Origin of the sequence: Pseudomonas thivervalensis (assembly GCF_001269655.1) — a bacterium.
Lineage (GTDB): Bacteria > Pseudomonadota > Gammaproteobacteria > Pseudomonadales > Pseudomonadaceae > Aquipseudomonas > Aquipseudomonas thivervalensis.
In genome coordinates, this window is record NZ_LHVE01000012.1 from 300,683 (window position 1) to 322,896 (window position 22,214).

The following is a 22,214-nucleotide window of genomic DNA, read 5'->3' on the forward strand; positions in this document are numbered from 1 at the left end:
GCCAGGGTCGCGCTCGCTGTAGTCGGCCAGCCATTGCCCGGGTTGATCCAACAGCAGCGCGGCCACGGCAGCGTCGCCGAACAGCGGCAGCACATCGGTTTCAGTGAGCAACAAGGCGATGCCGCTGTCCTCGACCATGTACGCCAGGCGGTCCCGGGGATAGGCCGGGTCCAGCGGCACGTAGGCGCCACCGGCCTTGAGCACCGCCAGCAAGCCGACCACCATCTGCACGCTGCGCGACAACGCCAGGCCCACCAAGACATCGGGGCCGATGCCGCGTTCGATCAAGCCATGGGCCAGGCGATTGGCCCGGGCATTGAGCTCGGCGTAAGTAAGCGTTTCCTGCTCGCTGACCAGGGCGACTGCGTTGGGGCTGCCTTGGGCCTGGGCTTCGATCCATTGATGAACCGGGCGCCGAGGCGGCTCCACCACCGAAGTGGCGTTCCAGTCGCCCAGCAGCCTGTCGCGGGTCACCGTATCCAGCAGTTGGATATCGCCCACGCAACGGCCAGCCGGCAAGCTCACCATCTGCGCGAGCACGTGTGCCACCTGCTCAGCCAGGCGCTCGACGGTGTGTGTAGGGAAAGCAGCATGGGCATAGGTGAAGTGCAGGCTCAGGATGTCAGTTAGATTGACGGCCAGGGTCAACGGGAAATTAGTCTGTTCCTGGCTGGCCACGCTGCCGAAGCTCAAGCCCGAGGGCGCCTGCTCTTGCAGGGCCTGGGACACGGGGTAGTTTTCGAACACCAGCAAGGTGTCGAACAAACCGTCGCCGCCCTGCCCGGCCCAGCGCTGGATCTCGAACAGCGGCGTGTGCTCGTGCTCGCGCAAGGCCACGTTCTGGCCCTGGACCTGTTGCAGCAATTCGCTCAGCGCTTGCTCCGGGCGCGGGCTGGCGATGACCGGCAAGGTGTTGATGAACAGGCCGATCTGCTGCTCGACCCCTTTGAGCTCGCTCGGACGCCCCGACACAGTGGCACCGAAGGCCACGGTGGCGTGCCCGGTGTAGTGCTGCAGCAGCAACAGCCAGGTCGCCTGGACGACGGTGTTGAGGGTGACTTTCTGCTGGCGGGCGAACTCGCTCAGGCGTTGGGTCTGCTCGGGCGTCAGGTCGTGATAGTAGCTGGCGTGGCTGCTTTCCAGCGCCGCTTGCAGCGGCGCGAAACGGGTCTCGGCCAGACGGGTCGGCGCCTCCAGGTTTTGCAGTTGCGCCAGCCAGAAGGTTTCGCTGGCCTGGGCGTCGCGGCCTTGCAGCCAGGCGATGTAGTCCCGATAACGCCCGGCCGGGCGTGGCAGGGCCTGGCCGTCATAGCGTTGCAGCACTTCGCCGAGCAACTGCGAGTTGCTCCAGCCGTCCATCAGGATGTGGTGATGGGTGTAGACCAGGTGATAACGCTGCTCACCCGTGCGCACCAGCACCAGGCGCAGCAACGGCGCGCAGGCCAGGTCGAAGCCCTGCTCGCGCTCGGTGCCCGCCAACTCGTCCAGGGCCTGGCTGACATCGGCACGGGCGCTCCAGTCCAGGGAGGTGAATGGCACGCGCACCTGTTTGTGCACCACTTGCACCGGACGCTCGCTGCCCTGCCAGATAAAACTGCTGCGCAGAATGTCATGGGCATCGACCGCCGCTTGCCAGGCCGCCTCGAACCACCGCGGATCGAGGCCTTCGATGTCCAGGCGCATCTGGTTGATGTACTGGCCGCCGCCCGCCTCGTAGAGGCTGTGGAACAACATGCCCTGCTGCATCGGCGCCAGCGGGTAAAGGTCTTCCACCCCGCGCGCCGACAGCGCCAGGCCATCGAGTTGCGCCTGGGTCAGGCCGGCCAGGGGGAAATCCGCCGGCGTCATGCCCTCGCTCGTCGGGTCGCAGCAATGAGCGATCAACAGCGCCAGCTCATGGGCGTAGTCATCGGCCAACCGCTGGATGGTCGCCGGCTCGAACTGTTGCGCACTGAACGTCCAGCCCAACCGCAGCGCGCCATCGAACACCTGGCCGTTGAGCGTCAGCCAGTTGCCCAGGGTGGTCAGCGGGCTTTGCTCGTCACCGGCGCTTTCGCTGGCCGGGCTGAAGAGCGCGCCTTGGTCCTGATCGAAACTGCCGTCGAACTGGCCGAGGTAGTTGAACGTGATGCGCGGCACCGGCAACGCCTCCAAGGCTGCCCGGCTGGCGTCGTCGCCCAGGAAACGCAGCGCACCGAAGCCCACGCCTTTGTCGGGAATCGTCCGCAGCCCTTGCTTGATCGACTTGATCGAGTCCGCCAGTTCCATGGCCGGCGACAACCGCACCGGGAACAGGCTGGTGAACCATCCCACCGTGCGGGTCAGGTCGACGTTGGCGAACAGCTCTTCGCGGCCATGGCCTTCGAGCTGGAGCAACAGGCTGTCGTGACCGGTCCAGCGGCAGATCACCCGGGCCAGGGCCGTGAGCAACAGATCGTTGACCTGGGTGCGATAGGCCGCGGGCGCCTCTTGCAGCAACTGCCGGGTCAAGTGCGCATCCAGTCGTGTGTGAACGGTGACGGCCTCGCGGTTTTGCGCGGTCGCCTTGGCGTCGAGGCACGGCAGGTCGGTCGGTGCGTCGTGCAGTTGCGCTTGCCAATAGGCCAATTGCTGTTGCAGTTGCGCACTGCGAGCGTGGGCCTGCAATTGCTCGGCAAACGCCTTGACCGAGCTGGTCTTGGCCGGCAGTCGCAACGGCTGTCCGGCGAGCAATTGCTGGTAAGCGGTTTGCAGGTCGTCGAACAGAATCCGCCACGACACACCGTCCACCGCCAGGTGATGAACCACCAGCAACAGGCGCTGGCTGCCATCGGCCAAGGTCGCCAGGACACCGCGCATCAATGGCCCGGCGTGCAGGTCGAGGCTGCGCTGAGCCTGATTGGCGAGGGTTTCCAACGCGCTGGCATCGGCCACGTCACGCTGCCACAGCAAACCGTTGTTCGCCCAAGCTTGCTGTTGCGCCGCCACTTCACGGTGCTCGGCGCGCCAACCTTCGGCGGCTTCAATGAAGGACAAACGCAAGGCGTCGTGGTGCAGCACCAACGCCTGCAAGGCCTGCTCCACCACCGACGCTTGCAACGCACTGGCCGGTTTCAGCAGCACCGACTGGTTGTAGTGGTGACGCTCGGGAATCGCCTCGGCGAAAAACGCCTGCTGGATCGGCAACAACGGCGTCGCCCCTTCGGTCGGCGCCTGATCGATTGCCGGTTCTTCCCCACCGGTCTGGGCGATGCTTGCCAGTGCCTGCACGGTCTGGTGCTGGAACAAGTCCTTGGGGGTAAAGCGGATGCCCGCCTGACGGGCGCGACTGACCACCTGGATGGAGACAATCGAGTCGCCGCCCAGCTCGAAGAAGTTATCGCTCAAGCCAACTTGCTCGACCTTGAGCACGTCTTGCCAGATCGCCGCGATCTGTTGTTCCAGCTCGCTTTGTGGCGCCACGTAGTCCTGCTGGACCTGGCTGGCGTCGGCGGTGGGCAAGGCCTTGCGGTCGAGCTTGCCGTTGGCGGTCAACGGCCATTGGTCGAGGAACAACAGGTGCGTCGGCACCATGTAGTCCGGCAGATCGGCCTTGAGCTGAGTCTTGATTTGATCGCGCAGGCCGGCGGGATCCTCGCCGATGTACGTCGGGATCACGTAGCCCACCAGTTGCTGGCCGCTCGGCCCTTCCTGGGCCAGCACCAGCGCTTCGCGCACCGCTGCCAGGGCGCTCAGGCGCGCTTCGATCTCGCCCAGTTCGATGCGGAAACCACGAATTTTCACTTGATGGTCGATGCGGCCGATGTACTCGATCACGCCATCACTGCGGTACTGCGCCAGGTCGCCGGTGCGGTACAGCCGTGCGCCGCTTTCGCCGAACGGGTCGGGGATGAAACGCAATGCGGTGAGGTCGCCACGGTTCAGGTAGCCCCGGGCCAGGCCGGCGCGACCGACGTACAGTTCACCGATGCAGCCTTTCGGCACGGGGTTCAAATCACCGTCCAGCAAGTACCACGACAGGTCGGCAATCGGCTCGCCAATCGGGCTGCTGGCGTCCTGCTCCAGGTCGGCTATCGATAGCGGACGGTAGGTCACGTGCACGGTGGTTTCGGTGATGCCGTACATGTTGATCAGTTGCGGCGCGGCATCGCCGAAGCGCTCGAACCACGGGCGCAGGGATTTGACGTCCAGCGCCTCGCCGCCGAACACCACGTAGCGCAAGGCGTTGGCCCGGTCATCGGCGCAGGCTTCGTGCATCAATTGCTTGAACGCCGACGGCGTCTGGTTGAGCACCGTCACCCCGGCGTCGCAAAGCAATTCGTGGAACTGCTGCGGCGAACGGCTGACGTCGTACGGCACGATCAACAGCTCACCACCGTGGAGCAGTGCGCCAAAGATCTCCCAGACCGAGAAGTCGAACGCGTAGGAGTGGAACAGGCTCCAGACATCCTCCGCGCCGAAGTTGAACCAGGCTTCGGTGGCCTCGAACAGGCGCAGCACGTTGTGGTGCGGCAGCAAGGTGCCTTTCGGGTTGCCGGTAGAACCGGAGGTGTAGATCACGTAGGCGAGGTTCGCTGCGTCCGTTGCTACGTGCGGATCATTGTCGGCGAACGCACTGACATCGGCGTCCAGCAGCAGCGTTTGCACGTCGGCCGGCACTGGCAATTGATCGACCAGGGCCGCTTGGGTCAGCAGCAAGCGAATGCCGCTGTCCTGCATCATGTAGGCCAGACGCTCCTGGGGATACGTCGGGTCCAGCGGCACGTAGGCGCCACCGGCCTTGAGGATTGCCAGCAGGCCGACCAGCATGTCGAAACCCCGCTCGGCCGCCAGCCCAACCAGCACATCCGGGCCGACACCGTGGGCGATCAACTGATGGGCGCGGCGGTTGGCCTGGGCATCGAGTTCGCCGTAGGTCAGGGTTTGCGCGTTGAAACGCAGAGCGATGGCGTCGGGACGCAAGCGTGCCTGCTCCGCGATGCGCTGATGCAGGCACATCTCGCCCGGGAAGCTGCGCGGGGCCGGGTTCCATTGGCCGATGTGCTGCTGTTGCTCGGTGGCGCTCAGCAACGGCAGTTCACCCACACGTTGATGGGGATCGGCGACGATGCCGCGCAGCAGATTCAGCCAGTGCTCGGCCAGGCGTTGCACCGTGCTGGCGTCGAACAGGTCAGTGGCATAGGTCAACGCCGCACCCAATTCGCCCTCGGCTTCCAGGGTGTCGAGGGTCAGGTCGAACTGGGCGGTCTGGCTTTCCCATTCCTGGGCCTTGATCACCAGCCCGGGCAGCGCCGGCAGTGCCTGGCGAGCCACGCTCTGGTGGTTGTACAACACCTGGAACAACGGGCTGTGGCTCAGGTTGCGTTCAGGCCGAAGTGCTTCGACCAGTTGTTCGAACGGCAGGTCCTGATGGGCCTCGGCGCCGATGGCCGCCTGTTTGACCTGCGCCAGCAATTCACTGAAACGCCGCTGCGGATCGACCTCGGCCTTGAGCACCTGGGTGTTGACGAAGAAGCCGATCAAGCCTTCGGTTTCCACCCGGTTGCGGTTGGCGATGGGCACGCCGACACGGATGTCCGACTGGCCGCTGTAACGGTGCAACAAGGCCTGGAACGACGCCAGCAAGACCATGAACAACGTGCTGCCTTCGCGCTGGGCCAGTTGTCGCAGTTGTTGGCCCAAAACCGGCGGCAAGTCGATGGCCAGGCGTGCCCCGGCAAAGCTCTGCCGGGTCGGGCGCGGCCGGTCGGTCGGCAGCGCCAGCAACGGTTGCTCGCCCCCCAGCACATCGGTCCAGTAGGCCAGTTGCCGTTCCCGCTCGCCGGCATCCATCCATTGACGTTGCCATACTGCGTAATCGGCGTACTGGATCGGCAGCTCGGCCAATGCCAAGGGCCCACCCTGGCGGCACGCGGCATAACCTTGCATCAGTTCCTGCACCAGCAATTGCATCGACCAGCCATCGGAGACGATGTGGTGCTGGGTCAGCACCAGCACATGCTCGTCGGCCGCCACCCGCAGCAGTCCGACCCGCAGCAGCGGGCCGTTTTGCAGGTCGAAGGGCTGGGCGATCTGCTGGCGGACGAAGGCTTGGATCTGTTCGTTACCGCCGTCGAGCATCTGCGGGATTACGACCGGATTCATCTGCGGGTGAATGACCTGGAACGCTTGCTCATCGACCTGGACGAAGGAGGTGCGCAGGCTCTCGTGGCGCTGCACCAGGGCGGCGAAACTTTGTTGCAAGGCTTGCAGGTCCAGGTCGCCCTGAATCCGCAGCGCTGCTGGAATGTGGTAAGCCGCGCTGTCGGGCTCCATCTGCCAGAGGAACCACTGGCGTTGCTGGGCGTAGGACAGCGGCAGCGGCGCCTGGTCCCGGGAAAGCCGCGGGATGCTCGCCGGCCGAGCCACTTCGCCGTCCACCAGCGCCGCCACACAGGCTTCAAGGCTGGCGTCTTCGAACAGCTGGCGCAGTTGCAGATTCAGGCCGAGGGCCTGGCGAATGCGCGACACCATCTGCGTCGCCAGCAGCGAATGGCCGCCCAGTTCGAAGAAGTTATCGCTCAAGCCAACCCGCTCGACTTTGAGCACGTCTTGCCAGATCGCCGCGATCTGTTGTTCCAACTCGCTTTGTGGCGCCACGTAGTCCTGCTGGACCTGGCTGGCGTCGGCGGTGGGCAAGGCCTTGCGGTCGAGCTTGCCGTTGGCGGTCAACGGCCATTGGTCGAGGAACAACAGGTGCGTCGGCACCATGTAGTCCGGCAGATCGGCCTTGAGCTGAGTCTTGATTTGATCGCGCAGGCCGGCGGGATCCTCGCCGATGTGCGTCGGGATCACGTAGCCCACCAGTTGCTGGCCGCTCGGCCCTTCCTGGGCCAGCACCAGCGCTTCGCGCACCGCTGCCAGGGCGCTCAGGCGCGCTTCGATCTCGCCCAGTTCGATGCGGAAACCACGAATTTTCACTTGATGGTCGATGCGGCCGATGTACTCGATCACGCCATCACTGCGGTACTGCGCCAGGTCGCCGGTGCGGTACAGCCGTGCGCCGCTTTCGCCGAACGGGTCGGGGATGAAACGCAATGCGGTGAGGTCGCCACGGTTCAGGTAGCCCCGGGCCAGGCCGGCGCGACCGACGTACAGTTCACCGATGCAGCCTTTCGGCACGGGGTTCAAATCACCGTCCAGCAAGTACCACGACAGGTCGGCAATCGGCTCACCAATCGGGCTGCTGGCGTCCTGTTCCAGGTCCACTATCGACAGAGGACGGTAGGTCACGTGCACGGTGGTTTCGGTGATGCCGTACATGTTGATCAATTGCGGCGCTGCATCTCCGAAGTGCTCGAACCATGGGCGCAGGGATTTGACGTCCAGCGCCTCGCCGCCGAACACCACGTAGCGCAAGGCGTTGGTCCGGTCATCGGCGCAGGCTTCGTGCATCAATTGCTTGAACGCCGACGGCGTCTGGTTGAGCACCGTCACCCCGGCGTCACAGAGCAGTTCATGGAACTGCTGCGGTGAGCGGCTGATGTCGTACGGCACGATCAACAATTCACCGCCGTGCAGCAGTGCGCCAAAGATTTCCCAGACCGAGAAGTCGAACGCGTAGGAATGGAACAGGCTCCAGACATCCTCCGCGCCGAAGTTGAACCAGGGTTCGGTGGCCTCGAACAGGCGCAGCACGTTGTGGTGCGGCAGCAACGTCCCCTTCGGATTGCCGGTGGAACCGGAGGTGTAGATCACGTAGGCGAGGTTCGCGGCGTCCATTGCTACGCGCGGATCGCTGTCGGTGAAGGCGCTGACATCGGCGTCCAACAGCAGCGTTTGCACGCCATCCGGCACCGGTAACTGATCGATCAGGGCCGCTTGGGTCAGCAGCAAGCGAATGCCGCTGTCCTGCATCATGTAGGCCAGACGCTCCTGGGGATACGTCGGGTCCAGCGGCACGTAGGCGCCGCCGGCCTTGAGGATCGCCAGCAGGCCCACCAGCATGTCGAAACCCCGTTCGGCCGCCAGCCCCACCAACACATCGGGGCCGACGCCGTGGGCAATCAACTGATGGGCGCGGCGGTTGGCCTGGGTGTTGAGTTCGCCGTAGGTCAGGGTTTGCGCGTTGAAACGCAACGCGATGGCGTCGGGACGCAAACGCGCCTGTTCGGCGATGCGTTGATGCAGGCACGTCTCGCCCGGGAAGCTCTGCGGGGCTGGGTTCCATTGGGCGATGTGCTGCTGTTGCTCGGTGGCCGCCAGCAGTGGCAGTTCACCGATGCGTTGGCTGGGATTGGCGACGATGCCGCGCAGCAGGTTCAGCCAGTGCTCGGCCAGGCGTTGCACGGTGCTGGCGTCGAACAGGTCGGTGGCATAGGTCAACGCCGCACCCAATTCGCCCTCGGCTTCCAAGGTGTCGAGGGTCAGGTCGAACTGGGCGGTGTGGGAACTCCAGTCGAGGCTCTCGACCTGCAACCCAGGCAATTGCAAGGCCTGGGCCGCGCCGTTGCTCTGGTGGTTGAACATCACCTGGAACAGCGGGCTATGGCTCGCCTGCCGCTGGGGGGCCAGTGCCTGCACCAATTGCTCAAACGGCAGGTCCTGATGGGCCTGCGCCCCCAGCGAAGCCTGCTTGACCTGCGCCAGCAATTGCTCGAAAGGCAAGTCACCTCGCACCTGGGCATTGAGCACCTGGGTGTTGACGAAAAAGCCGATCAGGCCCTCGGTTTCCGGGCGATTGCGGTTGGCGACCGGCACGCCGACACGGATGTCCGACTGGCCGCTGTAACGGTGCAACAAGGCCTGGAACGAGGCCAGCAAGACCATGAACAGCGTCGAGGCTTCGCGCTGGGCCAGTTGCTTCAGGCCCTGGGTCAGCGCGGCATCGAAAGTCAGGTCCAGGCGTGCGCCGCGATGGCTCTGCACCGCCGGACGCGGGCGGTCCGTCGGCAACGGCAGGACTTCGCCGCCGTCACCCAGCCGTTCGGTCCAATAGGCCAGTTGCCGCTCCAGCTCGCCGGCCTCCATCCATTTGCGCTGCCAGATCGCATAGTCGGCGTATTGGATCGGCAAGGTTGCCAGGGCCGGCGCCTGACCGCTGCGGTGAGCGGCGTAGAGCTGGACCAGGTCGTTGACCATGATCCGCGCCGACGCACCGTCGCAGATGATGTGGTGCTGGGTCAGCACCAGCACATGATCGTCCGCGGCGAGTTGCAGCAGCTTGACCCGCAGCAGCGGCCCTTGTTGCAGGTCGAACAATCCAGCGATCTCGTCATCGATCAGGGCTTTGAGCGCGGCGTCATCCACTGGCCCCGATACCATCTGGGGCTCGATCGCCAGGCTCAAACTCGCCTGCACCACCTGTTGGGGCCCTTCCGGGCTGTCGACGAACACGGTGCGCAGCACGTCGTGACGGGCCAGCAAGGCGTCGAAACTGCGTTGCAGCGCCGGCAGTTCGAGAGCGCCGCGCAAGCGCAGCGCCGTGGGCACGTGATAGGCGGCGCTGTGGCGGTCCAGTTGCCAGAGGAACCACTGGCGCTCCTGGGCGTAGGACAGGTCGAGCGTCGCGAACTCGTCGCGCATCGCCGGGATCGGCAACGCCGCCAGGCTCATGTGCTTGCTGTGCAGCTTGTGCAGGAACGCTTGCCGTTGGGCGAGCGGTAAACGGATGAATCGCTGAACCAGAGACAGGTTATCGAGCTGAGTCATTCAAAGGGTCTCCAGGTCTGCCAGGAAATCATGCATCTCACTCAGGTCGTCGCTGGAGTGAGGGCTCAGGTGGGCCGCCAGTTGGGCGGCGTAGTCGGCCAGGGACGTGGTGCTGAACAGCAAGTCCAGGGGCACCGCGGCGCCTTGCTGCATTTGCAGGCGCGCCGTCGCTTGCGTCGCCAGCAGGGAATGCCCGCCCAGTTCAAAGAAGTTGTCGTCACGCCCTACCCGTTCGAGCTTGAGCACGTCTTGCCAGATGTCAGCGATGCCCTGCTCGAGCGCGCCCTCGGGCGCCACGTAGGCACGCAGCAGTTGCTGGGCGTCCGGCAGCGGCAAGGCCTTGCGGTCGAGTTTGCCGTTGGGGGTCAGCGGGAAGCGTTCGAGCAACAGCCAGTGCGCCGGCATCATGTAGTCGGGCAGCAACGGCGCCAGCTGCGCCTTGAGGGCGTCGCGCAAGGCCGCCGGTTCCGCCGTCTCTGGATGGGCAGCGATCAGGTAGGCCACCAACTGCAGGCCGCCCGGCCCTTGTTGTGGCACCACCACCGCTTCGCGGATCGACTCTTGGGCCAGCAGGCAGGCTTCGATTTCCCCCAGTTCGATGCGGAAGCCGCGGATCTTCACCTGATGGTCGACCCGGCCGAGGTACTCGATCACGCCGTCGCCACGCTGGCGCGCCAGGTCACCGCTGCGGTACACCCGCGCACCATTGCCGAACGGGTCCGGCAGGAAGCGCTCGGCGGTAAGCGCCGCCCGGTCGTGGTAACCCCGGGCCAGGCCATCGCCGCCAATCAGCAGTTCGCCGATCAGCCCGACCGGGTTCGGCGCGAAGTGATCGCCGACGATGTACAACGCGGTGTTGGCAATCGGCCGGCCGAGGTACGGCAGGCGCTGCTCGGCGGTCAAGCGGTAGGCCGCCGACCAGATGGTGGTTTCGGTCGGGCCATACAGGTTCCAGACTTCACCGGCGACATCGAGCAGCCGCTCGGCCAGGTCCTCGGCCAACGCCTCGCCACCGCACAGGCATTTGCGCCCCGCCAGCAAGGCGGACGCCGGGTGGTCGAGCAACATGCGCCAGGTCGATGGCGTGGCCTGGACCACGCTGACCTGCTGCCGATCGATGGTCTTGAGCAGCGCCTCGGGGTCGTGGGCGCTCTGCTTGTCCACCAGCACCACGCAGGCACCGCTCAACAGCGCGCCGTAGAGTTCCAGGCCGAAGATGTCGAACGAGAACGTGGTCAGCGACAGCACCCGATCACTGGCGGCGATGCCCGGCTCACGGGTCATGCTGGTGACAAAATTCACCAATGCCCCATGGCGCACCATCACGCCCTTGGGCTTGCCGGTGGAGCCCGAGGTGTAGATCGCGTAGGCCAAGTGCTCCGCATCCAGGCGAGTCGCCGGCGCCTCGCAGGCATTACCGTCGAGCCAGCCACCCTCCTGATCCAACACCAGCGTGGTGACGCAAACTCCTGTGGGAGCGAGCCTGCTCGCGATAGCGTCGGCACTCCCACCATCACCATTGACTGAACTACCGCCATCGCGAGCAGGCTCGCTCCCACAGAATGCCGCGAATTGGTTGAGCAGCGAACGTTGGGTCAGCAGCAGTTCAACGCCGCTGTCTTCGATCATGTAGGCCAGGCGGTCCTGGGGGAACGCCGGGTCGAGCGGCACATAGGCGCCACCGGCCTTGAGGACCGCCAGCAGGGCGACAACCATCTCCACGCCACGCTCCAGCGCGACCCCGACCAATTGATCGGGCCCCACGCCTTGTTCGATCAAGCGATGGGCCAGGCGGTTGGCCCGGACGTTGAGTTCGGCGTAGCTCAGCGCCTGCTCGGCGAACACCAGCGCCGTGGCATTCGGCGTTTGGCGGGCCTGGGCCTCGAACAGCCGATGCACGCAACGCTCATCCGAATAGTCGGCCGCGGTGGCGTTCCAGCCTCGCACGTGCTGATGGGTTTCACCGTCGTCAAGCAAGCTCAACTCGCCCAGGGGACGTTGCCCAGCGGCGGTCATTTGCACCAGCAAGCGCTGCAGATGCACACCGATCTGCTCGACCGAGGCCTCGGCAAAACTGGCGCACTGGTAGCTGAACTGCACCGCCAACTCGGCACCGAGGCTGACCAGCAAGGTCAGCGGGTAGTTGGTCTGTTCCAGGTTATCCACGGCACCGAAACGCAAGCCTTCAGGCGCACCGTGTTCCAAGGCTTCGGAAATCGGGTAGTTCTCGAACACCAGGATGTTGTCGAACAACGCTTCGCCGCCCAGGCCCGCCCAGCGCTGGATGTCGAACAGCGCCGTGTGCTCGAACTCGCGCAAGGCTAGGTTCTGCGCCTGGACGCTGTGCAGCCAGTCGCCCAGCGCCTGTTCCGGGCGCGGGCTGGCGATGACCGGCAAAGTGTTGATGAACAGGCCGATCTGGCCCTCGACGCCCACCAGGTCCGCCGGCCGCCCCGCCACCGTCGCACCGAACGCCACGCTGGCCTTGCCGGTGTAGCGCTGCAACAGCAGCAGCCAGGCCGCTTGCACCAAGGTGTTGACGGTGACTTTGGATTCGCGGGCGAACTCGGCCAGGCGTTGGGTCTGCATCGCATCCAATTGCACGCGATGATGGCCGTACTGGTTCGCCGAGACGTCCTGCGCCGGGCGCGCAAACACCTGGGCCAGGCGCACCGGCTCATCCAGCGTGCGCAACTGTTGCGTCCAGAACCCTTCGCCGAGGCTCGCGTCCTGGCGTTGCAGCCAGGCGATGTAATCGCGATAACGACCCGCCGGACGGGCCACGCTGTCGCCGCGGTAATGCTGCAACACTTCGCCGAGCAACTGCGCACTGCTCCAACCGTCCATCAGGATGTGATGGTTGGTGTAGATCAGGTGATGCCGATCAGCCGCCGTGCGCACCAGCACCAGGCGCATCAGCGGCGCCTGGGTCAGGTCCACGCCTTGAGCCCGCTCTTCATCGGCGAGGGTTTGCAAGGCGCCATCGATTTCCGTCCGCCCGTTCCAGTCGAGCACACGGAACGGCACCTCGACCTGACGCTGGACGATTTGTACTGGCTGCTCCAGGTCGCCCTGCCAGAAAAACCCGGTACGCAGGATGTCATGGGCATCGACCACCGCTTGCCAGGCGGCGCGGAAACGTTGCGGATCGACGCCCTCGACGTCGAGGCGCATCTGGTTGATGTAGTCGCCACTGCCTTGCCCGAGCAAGGAGTGAAACAGCATGCCCTGCTGCATCGGCGACAACGGGTAGAGGTCGTCGATGGCCTGGGGTGCTTGGACCAGTGTGTCCAGTTGCGCCTGGGTCAGCCGCGCCAGCGGGAAGTCCGACGGGGTCACACCACGGTGCTGGTTGTCGCAGCAATGCCGGATGAGCGCGGAGAGTTCTTGCAGGTAGTCGTCGGCCAGCCGTTGGATGGTCGCGGCCTGGAACAGCTCGCCGCTGAAGGTCCAGCTCAAGTCCAGCTCGCCGCCGAAGACTTTGCCGTCCAGCGCCAGCGGGCTGCCGAGCGGGCCCTGCAGGTTCAGCTCGGCACCGCCATGCTCATCGGTGGGCACGAACAGGGCATCGTCAGTCGCGGCGAAACTGCCGTCGAACTGGCCGAGGTAGTTGAAGGTCAGTTGCGGCGTCGGCAAGGCCTGCAACGCTTGCCGCGCAGGCCCATCGCCCAGGTGCGCCAGGGCACCGAAACCGATGCCCTTGTTGGGGATGGCGCGCAACTGTTCCTTGATCTGCTTCAGCGAAGCGCCGAGGTCGGCTGCGGGCGTCAAGCGGGCCGGGAACAGGCTGGTGAACCAGCCGACCGTGCGGGTCAGGTCGATGTGCTCGAACAGCTCTTCACGGCCGTGGCCTTCGAGTTGCAGCAGCACACTGTCAGCGCCGGTCCAGCGCACCATCACCCGCGCCAGGGCGGTGAGCAGCAGGTCATTGACCTGGGTGCGATAGGCCGCCGGGGCTTCTTGCAACAGTTGCCGGGTGAGGGACTTGTCCAATGACGAGCGAATGGTCAGGGCCTGGCGATGTTGCTGTCCGCCCTGGGGGTTATCCCATGGCAACGCCGTGCAGGCGCCTTGCAACTGCTGCTGCCAGAACCCCAGCTCGGCCTGCAAGGATGCACCGCTGGCGTAGCCTTGCAACGCTTCGGTCCAGGCTTTGATTGGGCTGGTCTTGGCCGGCAACTGCACGGTTGCGCCGACAAGTGCCTGCCGATAAGCCGTTTGCAGGTCTTCGACGAGGATCCGCCAGGACACCCCGTCGATCACCAGGTGATGCACGATCAGCAACAGGCGCTGGGTGCCATCGGCGAGGTTCGCCAGCACCGCGCGGATCAGCGTGCCGCCGTCCAGTTGCAGGCTGCGCTGGGCCTGGTCGCCCAAGGCTTGCAGCGCGGCAAGATCGGCGACCTCGGCTTGCCAGACAATACCCTCGGCAACCTCGTCACGGTAATGTGCCGTCCAGCCTCCGGCCTGTTCGGTGAACGCCAGGCGCAGGCTGTCGTGGTGCGCGACCAGGCCGTTCAATGCCCGCTCCAGCGCCTGGGCGTCCAGCGCCTGCGTCGGCTTGAGCATCACCGACTGGTTCCAATGATGACGGTCAGGAATCGCCTGGGCGAAAAACCACTGGTGAATCGGCAGCAGCACCGTTTCGCCGGTGGCCGGACGTTGGTCGATCGCTTGCAGCGGGGCACCCATCTGCGCCACCGCCGCCAGGGCCTCGACGGTCTGGTGCTGGAACAAATCCTTGGGGGTGAAGTGGATACCGGCCTGGCGTGCGCGGCTGACCACCTGGATCGAGACGATGGAGTCGCCGCCCAGTTCGAAGAAGTTGTCCCGCAGGCCTACTTGCGCGAGCTTGAGCACGTCCTGCCAGATCGACACCAGTTGCTGTTCCAGCGCGCTGCGCGGTGCCACGTAGGTTTGCTGCAATTGACTGACGTCGGGCTTGGGCAGGTTCTTGCGGTCGAGCTTGCCGTTGGGGGTCAGCGGCAGGCGGTCGAGCAACAGCAGATAAGCCGGGACCATGTGCGCCGGCAACGTTGCCTTGAGTTGTTCGCGCAGGCGCTCGGCGAAATCCTTCGGCACCGGTTCATCGGCCACCACGTAGGCGACCAGGCGCTTGCCGCTGCCGGCGGTGCCTTCCTGGGCCACCACCACCGCTTCGCGCACGCCGTCGAGGGCTTGCAGGCTGGCTTCGACTTCACCCAGCTCGATGCGGAAGCCGCGGATCTTCACCTGGTTGTCGATACGGTCGAGGTAGTCGAAGGTACCATCGACGCGTTGGCGCACCAGGTCTCCAGTGCGGTAGAGCAAGCCGCCGCAGGTGCTGAATGGGTCGGCGACAAACCGCTCGGCCGTCAGGCCCGGACGGTTCAGGTAACCCCGCGCCAACCCGGTGCCGCCCAGGTACAGCTCACCGGCCATGCCTTGGGGCAGCAGGTTCAAGTCGGCGTCGAGCACGTAGGCGCTGCGGTCGCCGATGCGGCTGCCGATGGGCGCATAGGCGGCACCGCACGCCACGTCGCGGCCAGCCTTCCAGATCAGCGGGGTAACCACGGTTTCGGTCGGGCCGTAGCCGTTGATGATGAAGTCCGGATCGAGTGCACGCTTGACCCGTTCGAAACTGGCGTTGGGCACTGCATCGCCACCGAAGCAATAGATGCGCACCTTCGGCGGGTTGCCCTCGCGCTCGGCGTGCTCGGCCAGTTGCTGCAGGTACACCGGCGGGAACGCCACCACCGTCACGCCGTGCTCGCCCATGGCGTTATAGGTCTGTTCCGGGGTCCACAGGCTGTCGTCGCGAATCAGCAGCGAGGCGCCGTGGGTCAGGCTGGTGAGCCAGCGCTCGTGGGCACCGTCGAAAGCGAAGGACATGAAATGGAATTCGCAATCGCTGTCGCGCATCGCGTAGCGCTCGCCGATGGCCTGGCAGTGCATCGCCAGCGGACCGTGGGCCACGCTGACACCCTTGGGGTTGCCGGTGGAACCGGAGGTGTAGATCACGTAGGCGAGGTTCTGCGGATCGACGCTGACCGAGGGTGCATCCGCCGATTGCAGGCTCAGGTCCAGGCGGTCGAGTTCCAGCACTTGATTGGCGCCCTCCAGCGGCAGTTGCGCCGACACCCGGGAGTCGGTGAGCAACAACGCCAACCCGGAATCCTCGATCAGGTACGCCAGGCGTTCCCGCGGATAACTGGTGTCCAGTGGCACATAGGCGGCGCCGGCCTTGAGCACCGCCAGCAGCGCGACGATCACCCCTTCGCTGCGCGGCAGGGCCACGCCAACGCGGGTTTCCGGACCCACGCCACGGGCAATCAAGGCGTGGGCCAACTGGTTGGCGCGACGATCGATGTCGCCATAGCTGAAACGCTCGCCGTCGAAAATCACCGCCGTGGCGTGGGGCTTCTGCGCCGCCAGATGGGCAATGCGCTGATGCACGGCGATGTCGGTCGGGTAAGGTTGCGGGTGGTTGGCAGCCTGTTGCCGTGCCTGCTCCTCGGTGCTGACCAGGGCGATTTGCCCGAGGTTGCGCGCAGGCGATTCGGCGAAGCATTCCAGCAACTGCAACAGATGCGCGCTGATGTCTTCGACGGCCGCTTGGCTGAAATGCGCCCGGTCGAAGCTGTAGTGCAGCGCCAGGGTCTGGCCGAGGGTCACGGCCACGCTCAATGGGTAATGGGTTTGCTCCAGATGGCTAACGTCGCCAAACACCGCGCCCTGCCCGGCACCTGCTGCCAGGGCTTGGGCAATCGGGTAGTTCTCGAACACCAGGATGTTGTCGAACAGCGCCTCGCCGCCCTGCCCGGCCCAGCGCTGGATGTCCGCCAACGGCGTGTGCTCGAACTCCCGCAGGCTGAGGTTCTGTGCCTGCACGGCTTGTAGCCAGGCACCGACCGTTTGGTCCGGACGCGGCGCGGCGATCACCGGCAAGGTGTTGATGAACAGGCCGACCTGTTGCTCGATGCCCGGCAGATCTGCCGGACGCCCGGCCACGGTGGCACCGAAGGCGACGCTGTCATGGCCGGTGTAGCGTTGCAGCAGCAACAGCCACGCCGCTTGCACCAAGGTGTTGACAGTGACTTTCTGTTGGCGGGCGAACTGTTCCAAGGCCTGGGTGCGGGTCGCGTCCAGGGTCTGGAAGTGATCGCCATGGCCGCTGTGGATTTCACTGGCGGACATGACGCGCGCCAACCGCGTCGGCTCCTGCAGGGTTGCCAGTTGAGCGGTCCAGAAAGCCTCGCTCAGTTGGCCATCCTGGCGTTGCAGCCAGGCGATGTAGTCGCGATAGCGCCCGGCGTTGGCCTTGGGCAAGCGGCCGCTGTAGCGCTGCAATACTTCGCCGAGCAGTTGAGCGTTGCTCCAGCCGTCCATCAGGATGTGGTGATGGGTGTAGATCAGGTGCCAGCCGTCGGCCTCGGTCTGCACCAGCGCCAGACGCAGCAACGGCGCCTGGGCCAGGTCGAAGCCCTGACGGCGCTCGGCGTCGGCACGCTCATTCAGGGCCTCGGCGAGGTGATCGCGTCCGCGCCAATCGAGCGCGGTGAACGGCAATTCGACCTGGCGATGAACGATCTGCAACGGCTGTTCAAGGTCGCCCTGCCAGACAAAGCCGCTGCGCAGGATATCGTGGGCGTCGAGGGTCGCCTGCCAGGCGTCGGCGAAGCGCTGTGCGTCGATGCCCTGGACGTCCACCCGCAACTGGTTGATGTACTCCCCCGCCGTCTGCTCGTACAAGGTGTGGAACAGCAAGCCCTGTTGCATCGGCGACAACGGATAGAGATCGTCGAGCTGCCCGGCGGCCACCGGCAGGCTGTCGAGTTGCGCCTGGCTGATGCGGGCCAGGGGGAAGTCCGAGGGCGTGGCCTGGGGCGCTTCAAGCGCGCAGCAATGCTCGATCAACGCCCTCAGTTCGGCGAGGTAGTCCGCCGCCAATGCCTCGATGGTCTGCTGCTTGAACATCCGCTCGCTGAAGCCCCAGTTCAGGGACAGCTCGCCGCCGTAGACCTGGCCCTCCACTGTCAACCAGTTCGCCAACGGTGCCCGGGCATGTTGCGCCGCGCCACTGCCTTCGCTGGACGGCACGAACAGCGCGCCGTCGTCGAACTGCCGGTCGAACTGGCCCAGATAGTTGAAGGTGATGCGCGGTGCTGGCAAGGCCGCCAGTTCAGCACGCACCGAAGGTTCGCCCAGGTAGCGCAGCACGCCATAACCCAGGCCCTTGTCCGGCACGGCGCGCAGTTGTTCCTTGATGGCTTTGACCGACGCACTCAATGCCGGCGCCGGGCTGAGGCTGACCGGGAACAGGCTGGTGAACCAGCCGACGGTGCGGGTCAGGTCAATGCCCTCGAACAGGTCTTCACGGCCATGGCCTTCGAGCTGGATCAGCGTGCTGTCCTGGCCGGTCCAACGGCACACCGTACGAGCCAGGGCGGTCAGCAGCAGGTCATTGACCTGGGTGCGGTAGGCCTTGGGCGCTTGTTGCAGCAGTTGGCGGGTCTGTTCAGCGCCCAGCCGCACTTGCACCTTGCGCTCGTCACGGACCTCCAGCAGCCGCTCGGGGTAGTCGCACGGCAAGCCGTTGCCGGCCGGCGCATGACCCTGGGCGCGCCAGTAATCGAGGCTGCCCATGAAGCCATCGAGATGCCCCTGCAGGTGCGCGGCCCATTGCCCATAAGCGCTGGTCTTGGCCGGTACCTGGATCGCCTGGCCGGCCCGCAATTGACGGTAGAACTGTTGCAGATCGTCTAGCAGGACGCGCCAGGAAACACCGTCCACCACCAAGTGATGGATCGCCAGCAACACGCGTTGGCTGCCATCGGCCATGTCCACCAGCAAGGCCCGCAGCAGCGGTCCGTCTTCCAGGTCGAGGCTGCGCTGGGCGTCGTCGCACAGGGCGTTGAGCTGTTCGACCGACGTCGCCTGGCGCTGCCACAACAGGCTGGCCGCCGACGGCTCGGCATAGACTTGCTGCCAGTGGCCGTTCACTTGGGTAAAACGCAGGCGCAAGCTGTCATGGTGCTCCGCCAAACGGGCCAGGGCCGATGCCAATGCCACGGCGTCGAGGGGTTCGCCGGGCACTAGCAACAGTGACTGGTTCCAGTGTTGACGCTCGGGAATGTCACGCTCGAAGAACCACTGCTGCACCGGCGTCAACGGCACCGCACCACGCGCCAGGCCCTGATCGATTGCATGACTGTCGCCCTGGCGCGCGACCAGCGCCAGGCTGCGCAGGGTCTGATGTTGAAACAGCGCTTTGGGATTGAGCACGATCCCGGCCTGCCGCGCCCGGCTGACCACTTGCATGGAAACGATGGAGTCGCCGCCCAGCTCGAAGAAGTTGTCTTCCAGGCCGATGCTGTCGAGGTTCAGCACGTCTTGCCAGATCGCCGCCAGGGCTTTTTCCATCGGACTGTGGGGCGCGACGAATTCACGCTGCTGCTCACTGCCGTCAATGGCCGGCAGCGCCTTGCGGTCGAGCTTGCCGTTGGGGGTCAGCGGCAGTTCTGCGAGGAACACCAGGTAGGCCGGCACCATGTAGTCCGGCAGGTGTTCACGCAGGGCAGCCTTCAGGGTTTCGCGCAATTGCACTTGGCGCTCGGCCTCGGTCAGTACCGTGGCCTCGCTCGGCACGATGAAGGCCACCAGTTGCTGGCCGTGCTCGCCGTCCTGGGCCAGCACCGCCAATTCGCGCACCTGGGGTTGTTGCAGCAGGCGCGCTTCGATTTCGCCCAGTTCGATACGGAAGCCGCGGACCTTGACCTGATGGTCGATGCGGCCGACGTACTGCAAGGCACCGTCGGCCTGGTAACGGGTCAGATCGCCGGTGCGGTACAGGCGTTCGCCACGGCTGGAGAACGGATTGGGCACGTATTTCTCGGCAGTCATCGCGGCGCGGCCGAGGTAACCCCGGGTGATGCCCGCGCCGCTCAGGTACAGCTCTGCCGAAACGCCTTGGGGCACCGGTTGCAGGTCGACGTCGAGCAGGTAGCTGGCGGTGTGCTTGAGGGGCCGGCCGATGTTCGCCGTGCCGCCGGCGGTGCGGCGGGTCCAGGTGGAATAGGTGGTGTCTTCCGAGGGGCCGTAGAGGTCATAGACATGCGCTATCCCTTGTGGGAGCGAGCCTGCTCGCGATGGCGTCCTGTCAGTTGGCCCATGGGGGGCTGACCCGCCGCTATCGCGAGCAAGCTCGCTCCCACCGTACAGGGCGTCTACCAAACTTTGTTTCAAGGGCTCACCGGCCAGGTTGATGATCCGCACGCTGGCCGGGATCTCACCGCCGCGCTGCAACGCGGCAATCGCCGAGGGCACGGTGTTGATCAGGCGCACCTGGTCCCGGGCCGGCAGTTGCGACAACTCCAGGGCATTGCGGGCGATGATCAGTGAGCCGCCGTTGGCCAGGGTCACGAACAGTTCCCACACCGACAAATCGAAGCACACCGACGTGGAGGCGAGTACACCCTGGATGTCGTCGCGGCTGTAGACCGATCGGGACCAGTCGATCAGCGCCAGCACGTTGCGATGGGCAATCGCCACGCCTTTGGGCTGGCCGGTGGAACCGGAGGTGTAGATCACGTAGGCGAGGTTGTCTGGCGTGACGTGGGTAATCGGTGCATTGAGTGAGTACTGCCCCAACTCGATCCGATCCAGCATCAGTACGGCAGTTTCAGCCGGCACGCTGAGCGTCGCCGCCACCGCCTGTTCTGTCAGCAAGACCCGGGCGCGACTGTCGTCGAGCATGTAGGCCACGCGCTCGGCCGGGTAGTCCGGGTCCAGCGGCACGTAGGCGCCACCGGCCTTGAGCACTGCCAGCAAGGCGATCAGCAGATGTTCGGAACGCGGCATCGCCACGCCGACGCGCACTTCCGGGCCCACGCCCAATTCGATGAGCTTATGGGCCAGGCGATTGGCACGGCCGTCGAGTTCGCTGTAGGTCAGGCGCGTGTTGGCGAAGGTGACGGCCAAGGCATCCGGCGTGGCGTCGGCCTGGCGGGCGATCAACTGGTGGATGCACCGCGCCTGGTCGAACGGCGCGTCCACCGGGTTCCAGTCATGGATCAGGCGCTGATATTCATCGGCTTCGAGCAACGGCAACTCACCGACGAGCGCGCGGCTGTCGGTGACCATGCCTTGCAGCAGTCGTGTCCAGTGCCGGGCCATGCGCTCGACCGTGGCGGCGTCGAACAGATCGTTGGCGTAGGTCAGCGCCGCGTGCAGCTTGCCGGTCTTTTCCCAGGTGTCGAGGGTCAGGTCGAATTGCGTGGTGCGGCCCTGCCATTCCAGCATCGACAATTCCAGCCCCGAGGCAGTGCGAATGCTGGCGATGTCGGCCACTTGCGGCTGGTGGTTGTACATCACCTGGAACAGCGGCGTATGGCTGAGGCTGCGCTCCAGTTTCAGGGCTTCCACCAACCGTTCGAACGGCAGGTCCTGATGGGCCTGGGCGCCGAGCGCGGCTTCCTTGACCGTGCGCAGCAACTCATCGACCCGGGTCTGGCCGCCGAGCTCGGTGCGCAATACCTGGGTGTTGACGAAGAAGCCGATCAGCCCCTCGGTTTCGGCGCGGTTGCGGTTGGCGATGGGCACGCCGACGCGGATGTCGGTGTGGCCGGTGTAGCGATGCAGCAGTACGTTGAAGGCACCGAGCAGGAGCATGAACAGGGTGATGTTGTGTTGCTGGGCGGTAGCGCGCAGTTGCTCGGCCAGTGCCGGCTCCACGGCGAATTCAAAGCGCGTGCCGCGATAGCTGGGCATCGCCGGGCGTGGGTGGTCGATGGGCAGTTCCAGCACGGGATGCTCATCGCCCAGTTGCGCCTGCCAATATTCGAGCTGACGCGCCTGTTCACCGGCTTCCAGCCAGCGGCGTTGCCACAGGGCGTAGTCGCTGTACTGAATCGGCAAGTCGGCCAACTGCGGTTCCACGCCGGCTTCATGGGCGTCGTAGCAACGGATGAACTCGTCGATCAGCACGTTCATCGACCAGCCGTCGGAAACGATGTGGTGCAAGGTCAGCAGCAGTACATGTTCCTGCTCGTCGAGCGTGAGCAGTTCGACCCGCAGCAAGGGGCCGCTGGACAGGTCGAAGGGCTGCATCGATTGGGCTTCGGCGGCCTGGCGCACCGCCTGCTCGCGCTCGGCCGCCGGCAAGGCACTGAAGTCCCTGCGCCCGATCACCAGCGCGGCGCTGGAGGGCACTTGCAGCAGGCTATCGTCGGCCTGGCGCTGGAACACCGTGCGCAGGGTTTCATGACGGGCCATCAGGCTGGCGAAGGCTTGCTCCAGCGCCGGCAGGTTCAACGCGCCCTTGAGCCGCACCGCTCCCGGCAGGTTGTAGGCGCCGCTGCCCGGCTCCAGTTGCCAGAGAAACCACATGCGCTGCTGGGCATAGGACAACGCCTGGCGATCCTCGGCCTCGACGCCCTGGGGAATGGGAAAACCGCTGAACTCCACGCCCTCCTTGGCCAACGCGGCCAGGAACATCCGGCGCTTTTCCAGGGGCAACCCGATAAACCGGCGAGCAAGTTTCAAGGCGTCTTCAGCATTCATTTCTG

Annotated in this window: 2 protein-coding genes (1 of these 2 cut by a window edge); both read right to left on the minus strand. The window is 65.3% G+C overall.

Annotated features, from left to right (window positions below; genetic code table 11):
- Positions 1 to 9,669 carry the 5' portion of a non-ribosomal peptide synthase/polyketide synthase gene (locus AD659_RS17680; protein WP_053123574.1) on the minus strand. 1,419 nt of this gene lie to the left of the window's left edge, so the window shows 9,669 of its 11,088 coding nt (coding positions 1-9,669); its start codon is at positions 9,667 to 9,669; its stop codon lies beyond the left edge, outside the window.
- Positions 9,670 to 22,209 carry a non-ribosomal peptide synthase/polyketide synthase gene (locus AD659_RS17685; RefSeq protein WP_053123576.1) on the minus strand — a complete coding sequence of 4,180 codons (12,540 nt, stop codon included), beginning with the start codon at positions 22,207 to 22,209 and terminating at the stop codon, positions 9,670 to 9,672.
- Positions 22,210 to 22,214: the final 5 nt, after the last annotated feature.

Coding starts and splice junctions, on each gene's coding strand:
- AD659_RS17685 (WP_053123576.1), bottom strand. CDS start 22,209: ATGAATGCTGAAGACGCCTTGAAACTTGCTCGCCGGTTTATCGGGTTG.